The following is a 10,938-nucleotide window of genomic DNA, read 5'->3' as shown; positions in this document are numbered from 1 at the left end:
CAGGAATTTGTGCTCAATGATCGATGCTGTCCGTTTAGTTCGCGGGGTCTGATATTGCTACCACCATAAAGATTTACGACTTACCATTCCCCTGTTCAATTTCCATTATGAGAAGATGACGATGATACAGTAACTAGGTAACTACTGGATGGAATTATTTTCATGAGAATTTGTGACCCTTCGGGTCATGTAAGTTTAGTTCTGTTCATCTAAGCATGGACGGAACTAAAGATTTGCACGTCCGCAAACTTATAGTCCCATGTTCTTGGCGATAATTGTTTTCATGATTTCGTTCGTCCCTGCATATATGGCGGAAACAGGAATGTCCCGGTATCTTCTAGCAATGGCATACTCCTCCATGTATCCATAACCGCCGTGAAGCTGCAGGCATTGGGCTGCCACCCGTTTTGCCATTTCCGTATGCCACCATTTCGCCATGGATACTTTGTTGACGATCTCTTTTCCTGACATGTGGTCTGAAATCAGTTGGTCTAGGAAGGCACGGCTCACCTCAATTTCCGTGGCCATCTCTACGATTTTAAATTGGGTGTTTTGAAACTTACTGATGGGCTGACCAAATGCTTCCCTGCTTTTTACATAATCAATCGTCATCTTCAGCATCTCCTCCGCTGCCACCTGAGCGGAAATGGCCACCACCAGACGCTCCTGCTGAAGTTTCTCCATCAAATAGAAAAAACCTTCCCCTTCCTCTCCAAGAAGATTTTTGACAGGAACCCTGCAATCCTCAAAGATCAATTCTGCGGTATCTTGACTGTGGAGTCCGATCTTGTTCAGCTTTCTTCCCCTTGAAAAGCCTGGTGCTCCCCTTTCAACCATGATTAAACTGATCCCCTTGTATTTGGGGACTGCTTTTGGATCAGTCTTACAGGCAACCAGAACAAGATCAGCGTGGATCCCATTGGTAATAAAGGTTTTCTGTCCATTTATAACAAAATCATCCCCATCTCGTACCGCAGAGGTTTGAATATTGGCCAAATCAGACCCCGCCCCAGGTTCTGTCATGGCGATCGCACTGATGATATCTCCGCTGACACAGCCAGGTAGCCAGCGGCTCTTCTGTTCTTCTGTTCCGTATGATTCAATGTATGGAACAACGATGTCGTTATGAAGGCCGATTCCAACCAGACTGGACCCTACCCGTTCCAGTTCCTCATTGATCACCACTGAAAATCCCCAATCCACATTGGCCCCCCCATATTTTTCGTCAACCTGTGGGCATAAATAACCTTGCTCGCCCATCTTTTTCCAAAATGAACGGGGAATCAACCGATCTTCCTCCCATTGATCGTAATAAGGAATCGCCTCTTTTTCCAAAAACTTGCGCAGAGCCTTACGAAATATCATATGGTCTTCGTTCAAGTATAAGTGACTCATTGGATTCTCCTCCCATCGTGCTCTCCTTAATTGATGAAAAGTCCAATATCTAATGTACATAAACGAAACTGAAGAATTCACTAAGTACAGCCTTTGAGTTCGATACACAGCGAAAGGATAAAGAACGGGAATTAGTTAAATTTATGAAAGTTCCTTGCCAACGATGGAAACAAAGGATACACACTGCCAGGGAAATCCACCCAAATTGTGGGTAAGTCCGATCTTTGGATCACTCAGTTGACGCTTTCCTGCTCTCCCCTGAAATTGCAGATACATTTCGTAAAGCATGCGAAGACCGCTGGCCCCGATGGGATGTCCAAAAGATTTTAATCCCCCGTCGGGATTGACGGGAAGCTCTCCATCCAGATCAAATACCCCGTTTAATACATCTTTCCATCCGTGTCCCCGTTGGCTAAATCCCAAATCCTCATAGATAACCAATTCTGTTGGCGTGAAACAATCGTGAACTTCGGCCATGTCAATCTGTTTGCGGGGATTGGTAATTCCAGCCTGTCGATAGGCATCTGTGGCAGCCGCGATATTTTCACGAATGGAGGTAAAGTCAAAATCCTGACGAAGGCGGCCGTCTCCCGGTCCTGCGGCAATGGATAATGCTTTCACATACATCGGGTCCTTCCGATATTTACGGGCATCCTCTGTTCGAACAATGATGGCTGCAGCTGCACCATCTGCCACACCTGAACAATCCATTACACCAAGGGGAGCAGCAACCATCGGGGACTTGGCGATTTTCTCCATGGGCACCTCACTTCGATACTGGGCCTTCGGATTCAGGGAACCGTTCTTGTGATTTTTCCATGCAATCCGTGTTAATACCTCTTTTCCCTGTTTGGGGTCAATGTCATATTTGTTAAAATACGCCGGTGCAATAAAAGAGAAAGCAGCAGGGGCGGTGATGTTAAGGGCTGTTCCATCTCCCGGCTTTTCATTTAATACCAATCCGCTGTATCCAGAATCTTTCAGTTTTTCCACCCCAATAGCCAACACCAGATCATAGGCCCCGGAGGCCACGGCATAACAGGCATTGCGAAAAGCTTCCGAACCGGTTGCGCACATGTTTTCAACCCGGGTAACCGGGATATACTGAGTTTTTAATGCTCCAGACAAGGTCATTCCGGCATATCCGGAATCCATTGTCCCCAGCCAGGCCGCGTCAATATCGGTCGGAGCGATTCCGGCATCGTCAAATGCTTCATAGGCCGCTTCAACAAGAAGGTCATCCACACTTTTGTCCCAATGCTCTGCAAATCTGGTGCAACCCATTCCAATCACGGCAACTTGATCGCAGATTCCTTTTTTGCTCATCTTCACTCCTCCTCACCGTTTTGGCTTTGCTTTCCAAAAATAGTTATGAATTCCCCCGGAATGATACAATCGGCGAAAAGTCATGTCCACTTCCAACCCAATGTCTATTTCCCCTGGCGTACAATCCGTGACTTCTGTCAACATTCGTCCTCCCCCTTCGAAATCAATCACGGCGAAAATGGTTGGAGGGGCTAATGAAAGGGCCAGGTAATCGATGGTATAGGTCGTTACCCTTGCCTTTTTTCCGTAAAATCGGTAGTCCTCCATCTGGTCTTTGGCCTGACAGACTGTACATACCCGCTGTTTAGGGAATTGCGGGGTTCCGCACATCGTACACTTGGAACCGTATAACACCAAATTCTGATGGTAGTTTCTTTGCATTGCCGGCGCAGAAGGACGGGAGGGTTCAGGCCGTCTGCCTGGCTCAAGGGGAAGCATGCCCTTCCACTTCAGGTAATGCGTGTATAATAAAGAGTCGTCTTTATGTTCCAGATGACCCTTTATTCCCAAAGGCTTTACAAACTGCAGAATCCGTTCAGTCACTTCAAACAGAACCGCATCACAACCTTCTCCATATCCTAAATACAGAATTTTATCCCTTGGATTTGCCTGTTCAAGAACGGAAATGAGCATCATAGGCCCCTGGGCAGTTCCGGTGTGACCCACTTCCAATTCGAGTCCCTGGACGAATTGATCCTGGTTTAAACCGAGAACCCTAGCCGCTGAAAGTTGGGCTCTGGCATGAGGCCCCGTGATAATCACTTTGTTTATTTCCTCCGGTCGAATCCCGCTTTTTTCTGTCAACCCTAGGATCGTCTTACGGATGGTTTCCATATATATGGTTTGAATAAAGCGGTCTTCCCAATTACGCACAAAGGATTCGCCATGGCTGCGCCATTGTCCCACATGCTCCAAGGAATTACTATAAGTGGCTAGAACGTTTGCGATGACTTCATCCCCAGTTCCAACCAAAAGAGCTCCCGCACCATCCCCGACCATCTGTTCCACCATCCCCTGGGCTCCTCCCAAACGACAGTCTGAAGAAATAACCAAGGCAGATTTTCCATGAACAGATACATAATCCAAGGCTTCCAGGAGTGCCGTAGAAGAAGCCCGAAGACTATGTCCTATATCGGCTGTGCGAATCTCTCTCGGCAAATCCAAGGCAGCTGCAATGGTAACAGCGCCTTGTTTTTCATCATAGGAAGGGGTGGTGGTGGCGAAGTAAACGGCCTCGATCTGTGAGGCAAGATCATCCCTGTTTTTTAAACAATCCAAAGATGCCTCAACCCCCATAGAAAGACTGTCCTCGTCAAAATTGGCTACCGCTTTTTCTCCTGGAACTGCTTTTTCTCCATAGGCTTCGGCGATCGTTTTCTTCTTTAAACGATGAAATGGAATATATGCTCCATAAGCAAGGATTCCTTTCATTTTCTCCCTTCTCTCCAATCTATTATTTTTTAATTCACTTTACGTTTTTGACCTTTCCAATACTGATCCCTGATATGTCTTTTCAAAATCTTTCCAGCTCCGCTCTTTGGCAGTTCATCAACAAATTGAATGCTTTTGGGAACCTTGTAATTGGCCAGGTACTGCTTGCAAAGATTGAGGATATCTTCTTCCGACACGTCTTTTCCAGGCTTTTTTACCACAACCGCTTTTACCACTTCACCCCATTTTTCGTCAGGGACACCGATAACCGCAGCTTCCAGGATGCCGGGATGGGTGTATAACACGTTTTCCACTTCAACTGAATATACATTTTCTCCGCCGGTGATGATCATATCTTTTTTGCGATCGACGATGTAGTAGAAATTATCCTCATCTACCGTTGCCAGATCTCCGGAGTAATACCAGCCGTCCCTTAGGGCAGCCGCTGTTTCTTCCGGAAGGTTCCAGTATCCTTTCATGATGTTAGGCCCTCTGGCAATAATTTCTCCCACTTCACCCGGTGGAACATCCCTGCCTTCCGGATCTACGCAGCGGACTTCAACACCAATGACACTTTGCCCGCAGGAGGTCAAACGGCGTTCATCCTTTTCCGATCCTCCGATCACGTGATATTTGGCTGGAAGGATTGTCAAGATTGGTGAGGCTTCCGTCATCCCATAGGCCTGAAAAAATTGGAGCTGGGGCATTTTCTTTGCCGCCGTCTTCAAGACTTCCACCGGCATGGGGGATGCACCATATAAAATCTTGGTTAAGGATGAGGTATCGAATTGATCAAATTCAGGATAGTTTACCAGCATGTTTAACATGGTTGGAACAAGCAGGCATGAATTGGGACGGTCCCTCTCCAGAACTTCCAAAACCCCTTTGGGATGAAACATTCGAATATGAACATGGGTCCCTCCGACTAAGGTTACAGCAAAAGTGGATGCTCCATCTGCCAAATGAAACATGGGCCCCGCATGAAGATAACTGGTTTCTTCCGAATACTGCAGGAGAATGGAGGCATGATAAGCATTGCTCACCAGATTTTTATGGGATAACATGACCCCTTTGGAGCGTCCTGTTGTGCCGCCTGTGTAAAACAAGCCGGCGATATCCTCTTCGGTAATATTATCTGGCCTGAGAGGTTCAGGAGTCTGATCATGAAGTAACTCTTCATAAGCCAATGTTCCTCCTTCCCCTTCACCCTCGATTCCCTTATCTTCCGCCAAAATATAATGCTGCAAAGATTCAACCTGTTCCTTCAGCTGTGTCAGAATGGGCAAAAACTCCCGATGGAGGAATAGAACTTTGGCACCAGCATCATTTAATACAAATGTCAGTTCCGGTACCGACAAACGCACATTTAAAGGGACAACGACGGCTCCGATGGCCGTGACGGCATAGAAAAGCTCCAAGTAACGAAAACTGTTAAGCATCAAAATTCCCACTCTGTCCCCTTTTTCCACACCCAACTCTTTGATCCCCTTTTTAAGCTGTGATACCCTATCGGCAAATTCCCCGTAAGTATAGCGATGATTTCCGTCTACGATGGCCAATTTATTTGCCTTGTTCTTTGCGGATCCCATTAAACCTTTGGTCAAAATCATTCCGATCACCCCATCAACTTATATATTCACTTTTCAGGTGGAGTGTCTTTTTCCACCTGAAGTTTAGTTGAACTTGTGCAGGGGCTTACCGCCACTGATTTCCCACATAATCATCGGGGAATATTAGTGGCGGTTAGCCACAGTGCGAAGAAGTATTATAGCTCGCTTCGAGACTAAAGAACGGAGCCCTCAAAAACATCTGGGTATTTCGATGATGGAGTCAGTTTGAGGGCTAATTCCCGCTCTTTAGTCACTTCGCTAAGAACGAACTCGAAGGCTGTCCTTAGTAAATTTCTTTAGTTCCGTCCATATAGAACATAAATATGAACGATCAGGTTTTAGATTCTATAGTCTTCTCTTAGCTTGTATTTCAGAATCTTTCCAGAGGCGTTCCGTGGCAGTTTTTCTTCAAAAATCACCTTTCGCGGGATTTTATAGCCAGCCAGGCGTTTGCGGCAGAACTCCTGAAATTCTTTTACATCAATGGTTTCACCCGGTTTGGGTACCACAATGGCGGTTACCATTTCCCCCCATACTTCATGGGGAAGACCCACCGCAGCCGCTTCCAGAACCTGTGGATGCTCGTACATCACCTGCTCCACTTCAATGGAATAGACATTTTCCCCGCCTGAAATAATCATATCCTTCTTTCGATCCACCAACGTGATGTAACCGTCCTCATCAATGACTGCCAAATCCCCCGTATATAACCAGCCATTCTTTATGGCTTTTGCCGTTTCTTCCGGTTTTTTGTAGTATTCTTTCATGATGGTTTCCCCGCGAAGGATCAATTCCCCTACTGCTCCGGGAACCACATCCTCCCCAACATCATCTACCACCCTAGCTTCTGTAAGGAACATGGAAGACCCACTGGCACCCAGCTTCGTTTTATGATCTTCCGGTGTCAAACAAATCCCGCCCGGTCCAGCTTCTGTTAATCCGCACAGATTAAAAAATTGTTCCGTTCGAAATAATTTCATGCTTTGCTTCACCAATTCGGCAGCCATAGGTGCTGCCCCATATCCGCAGCGGAGCACCGAGGACAAATCATAATCGGTTCCATTGGGAACCTGCAATAAATAGGTATACATGGCAGGAACCCCAAAGAAAAAGGTAATCTTATGTTTTTCTATGGCCTTCAAAGTTTCTATAGGATGAAAATCACGGTGAATCACATGGCCGGCTCCAAGAAAAAAACCGGGCAGCAAAAACAAGTTAAGTTGGGCAGAGTGAAATAGAGGTGCCAAATGCAAAAACCGATCTTTGGGATTACTCCCCATTACGGCCATCATTTTAATTCCAACGTTTAAAATACGGTGATGATCAAACAATGCCCCCTTGGGACGTCCGGTGGTTCCTGATGTGTATAAAATTTCCAAATCATCTCTTTCACTAATCAGTACGTCCGGTTCACTCTCTTCAGATGTAAGAACTTCATCATAGGCTAAATGGGATGGGATTTTGGGATTGTGAACGGCTACGATATGACGGATATGGTCAATCCCTTGCCTTGCCTCTTCAACCAATTCATCAAATTCTTCATCACAGATCACTGCCACGCAGTCGGATTGCTCAAGAATATAGCGAACTTCCCCTGAAACCAAACGAAAATTGACAGGAACCAAAACAGCTCCAATTTTTGCAGCGGCATAAAATGATATGGCAAAAAAATCCGAGTTTTTCATCATTAACGCCACTTTTTCACCTTTGTTGATTCCTAACCTCATGAATCCATGGGATAATCGGTTCACGACTCTGTTAAAATGATCATAGGTATACTCTCTGTCCTCACAAGTAAGAGCCCATCGATTGGGATGACGGCGGGCATTTCGCGCCAGACAGCTTCCAATATCCATGAAACCCCCCCTAAATATTTGCTTCCTTTCATCGTTCTACAGTTCATCTGTAGCAGGAATCATGCCAATGATAAATTGCTGAAAAAACTGAAAATTATTGGGTTATTTTTCTTTAATTGTCCGGAACATGGACAACAAAAGAAAAAAAGTGTCCGACATACCGGACACTTCTATAACATCAAGCAACTTTGCGGTAATCATATGTACATTCTGATTATCGATACTTCTTTAATTTTTCATACAACATGGATCGACTAATTCCCAGTAGTTTCGCAGCCTTGGTTTTATTTCCTCCAACTTGCTGAAGAGCTTGGTGAATGGCACTTTCTTCTGCTTTTTCCAACATGCTTCTGTTCGAATCTTCATGATAAGATACCTGATCTGTTACTTTTTTTAATAGATAATCGGGCAAATCTTCCATTTGTATTTTCCCATGTTCGGCAAAGGTCATTCCCCTCTCCAGTACATTTTTTAACTCACGAACATTTCCAGGCCAATGATAACCCATCAACACTTCCAAGGCCCGGGACTCGATACCAGTAATACTTGTTCCAATGATACGGTTTAACTCCTCGATAAATATTTCTGTAAGAAGAAGAATATCCTCTTTTCGTTTTCTTAAAGGGGGGATTTCAAATGAAATAACATTTAACCGGTAAAACAAATCCTCGCGAAAATCTCCTTTTTCTACCATTTCCTCTAAGGAACGATTGGTAGCTGCAATAATTCGGACATCTACATGGATTTTCTCCGTTCCTCCTACCCGATAAAATTCTTTCTCCTGCAGGACTCGCAGCAATTTCGCCTGAAGCTGCGAGGACATATCCCCGATTTCATCTAAAAAGAGGGTTCCGCCGTTTGCCAGATCAAATTTGCCGATTTTTCCCTTTTGCTTGGCGCCGGTAAAGGCTCCTTCCTCATATCCGAAAAATTCTGATTCCAGCAAATGCTCAGGAATGGCTGCGCAATTCACCGTGACGAACGGGCCATTCTTACGGGCGCTAACACTGTGAATGGCATGGGCAAAAAGTTCCTTTCCCGTTCCGCTTTCTCCGCGTATCAGAATAGTAGATCGACCCTTGGCTGCTTTGTACGCGCTCCGCTTTAGTTTCTCCATCTGCGGATTGGCAGAAGAAATTTGCTCCCAACTGTAGCGTGCTGATTCTGACTTTTTCAGTTCCTCTTGATAATAGGTCACTTTGTTTTCCATGGCTTCAAGTTTTTTAAAAAGTTCCTTAACTTGATGAAGCTGACGGAATGTCACTTTCCCGATGGCTCCAATCATCTGTCCATCCTGAATCACAGGAATGCGGGTAACGATATATTTAATTCCGTTGATTTCCATGAAATCACTGAGATTGGCCTCCCCTGTTTTTAGAACCTGTGTCAGTTCCAATTGGGGCAGCAGCTCATCAATGGATTTACCAAGCGACTCTTCTTTGTCAAGGGAGAACAACTCCATGATCGGTGGACTTAAAAAAACAACTTCACTTTTTTCATTTACCATCACGATTCCGTCATAAGCATTTTCTATTGCCGTATCAAGGAGGCTCTTCCACATTTTTACTGTTTTTAATTCTTCGGCCATTTTTTCTATTTCAGTTACATTTTGAAAAATAGCGATCCATCCGTCTTTGCCGTTGACCGTCTGATATTTGGAAAGCCGGCTAATCGTTTGATTGTTTCCTACTTTTACACGATGGAGAATGTTTAGTTTATATTCTTCATCCGGTTGAGCAACAGGAAAACCAGGAATCATTTCATACAGCTTTTTTCCGATCAGATCCTCCAATTTCTTGCCGATCCATTGACATAATTTTTGATTTGCGAAGGTGATTCGATCATGCTCATCCGTCATACAGGCTCCCAATTGGGAAGAGTGAAGGATCGTTTCCAACTGTTCTTTTAAGGAATGTGTGGACCTAAACAGTGTGAAGATCATATCGGTTTTGGTAAATAAACCGATGACCTTTCTTTCTTGATCTACGACAATACCTGTCCCTACTTTACTGGTTTTAACTACCCTTTCAATTTCCTCATAGGGAGTATCCAAAGGAAGGCAATAGGCTTCTTTCTTCATGTGTTCTCTAATCGGTGTATGTAATGGGGTTTGTTTCAATATCAATTGATATAAAATACTTCTGGTAAACACCCCCAACAGCTTCCCACTCTGGTCGGTAACCGGAATGGTATTCCATTTGGTTCTCATCATAAATTGTATGGCATGAGAAAGAGTATGATCCGGTTGGAGACATTCTTTTACGGGAGTCATGATATCTTTTAACTGTATCAATGACATTCACCCTTTCCTCTATTGCTACGGAACTAAACTTACATGACCCGAAGGGTCACAAATTGATATGAAAATGTTATTTTCATATCAAAGATTTACACGTCTGCTTGTCGAGTTCGGCCCAGATGTGATGAATGTCCGCTTCGAGGCTAAAGAACGGAGCCGTCCAAAACATCTGGGTATTTCTAAGATGGAGTCAGTTTGACGGCTAATTCCCGTTCTTTAGCCCCAACGCTAAAGCACGTACTCGAAGGCTGTCCTTAGTAAATTCTTTAGTTCCGTCCATATATTTTCGAAAATTCCTTTAAAATACTTCTACTCTTCCCACTTTTTTTCCTTTATTTAAAACAAGTAAAAGACACCCTAAATGATGATGGTAGGGTGCCTGATTTCAATTTGATTTATTCGATTCTATGACAGTTTATTGAGCTCACTGCTGATATGATGATGCCACTCTTTGTCCTGCGTCATGGAGGCCAACAAATACTGATTTTCTAATCTTGCTAGCTTCCAGGCTCGATTAGCGTTTGCATCCAAGCATTGGACAAATTCTGTTTGTTCGTCCTTGGTAAGAGAACGCTTTTTTTTGATGAGCCAAAGTTCAGCAAGTCTTTGATGAACCACCCACATTTGAATCATTTGATTAATGGATTCCACCTCTCAATTTCTGGTTTTATATTTAAATCGATCTTATGATGATCGCAACGATGACAACCCAAATCGGAATGGACAGGATTATTCCAAAGATAAGTCCTTTAAAAAAGCGGTTGCTCTCATCAAACAGCAGTATATCTTGCTCCTCGTTCATCATATCCCTCCCTTTTTTCTTAGTTTTGCCTAAAATATAAGATTAAAACCATTCCGTCATCCGACAATCCGATTTCCATTGAATGAAATAATATCGAGTAAGAGGGGGCGACTAACCCCCGTCTTCTCACACCACCTAGCATGCGGTTCCGCACTAGGCGGTTCGCCAACCTTGACGAAGTTCGTTATATCTTTGGGTTAAACTCTTGAGTCCTCGGGA

Annotated in this window: 8 protein-coding genes; all 8 read right to left on the bottom strand. The window is 44.4% G+C overall.

Features of this window, described 5'->3' with window-relative positions; all coding sequences use genetic code 11:
- Positions 1-249 precede the first annotated feature (249 nt).
- On the bottom strand, positions 250-1,395 hold the full coding sequence (locus L1765_RS15240) for an acyl-CoA dehydrogenase family protein (RefSeq protein ID WP_236408345.1): 1,146 nt from the start codon (positions 1,393-1,395) through the stop codon (positions 250-252).
- A gap of 141 nt (positions 1,396-1,536) precedes the next feature.
- Positions 1,537-2,721: an acetyl-CoA acetyltransferase gene (locus L1765_RS15235; protein WP_236408344.1), complete on the bottom strand. Its 1,185-nt coding sequence runs from the start codon at positions 2,719-2,721 to the stop codon at positions 1,537-1,539.
- A gap of 12 nt (positions 2,722-2,733) precedes the next feature.
- Positions 2,734-4,152 (bottom strand): OB-fold domain-containing protein, encoded by a 1,419-nt coding sequence (locus L1765_RS15230; RefSeq protein WP_236408343.1) that lies wholly within the window; start codon positions 4,150-4,152, stop codon positions 2,734-2,736.
- A 29-nt stretch (positions 4,153-4,181) separates the two neighbouring features.
- Positions 4,182-5,762: a long-chain-fatty-acid--CoA ligase gene (locus L1765_RS15225; protein ID WP_236408342.1), complete on the bottom strand. Its 1,581-nt coding sequence runs from the start codon at positions 5,760-5,762 to the stop codon at positions 4,182-4,184.
- A 338-nt stretch (positions 5,763-6,100) separates the two neighbouring features.
- Positions 6,101-7,618 carry a long-chain-fatty-acid--CoA ligase gene (locus L1765_RS15220; protein WP_236408341.1) on the bottom strand — a complete coding sequence of 506 codons (1,518 nt, stop codon included), beginning with the start codon at positions 7,616-7,618 and terminating at the stop codon, positions 6,101-6,103.
- A 214-nt stretch (positions 7,619-7,832) separates the two neighbouring features.
- The gene (locus L1765_RS15215) at positions 7,833-9,917 is read right to left on the bottom strand and encodes a sigma-54-dependent Fis family transcriptional regulator (RefSeq protein WP_236408340.1); all 2,085 of its coding nucleotides are present in this window, start codon (positions 9,915-9,917) and stop codon (positions 7,833-7,835) included.
- A gap of 405 nt (positions 9,918-10,322) precedes the next feature.
- Positions 10,323-10,550 carry a DUF7667 family protein gene (locus L1765_RS15210; protein ID WP_329610063.1) on the bottom strand — a complete coding sequence of 76 codons (228 nt, stop codon included), beginning with the start codon at positions 10,548-10,550 and terminating at the stop codon, positions 10,323-10,325.
- Between the two features lie 40 nt (positions 10,551-10,590).
- Entirely contained in the window at positions 10,591-10,719 is a 129-nt protein-coding gene (locus tag L1765_RS16030) for a hypothetical protein (RefSeq protein ID WP_268928964.1), read from the bottom strand.
- Positions 10,720-10,938 lie beyond the last annotated feature (219 nt).

Source organism: Microaerobacter geothermalis (assembly GCF_021608135.1).
GTDB lineage: Bacteria > Bacillota > Bacilli > DSM-22679 > DSM-22679 > Microaerobacter > Microaerobacter geothermalis.
The sequence above is the reverse complement of the archived record's forward strand: the minus strand, read 5'-3'. Positions and strand labels throughout refer to the sequence as shown.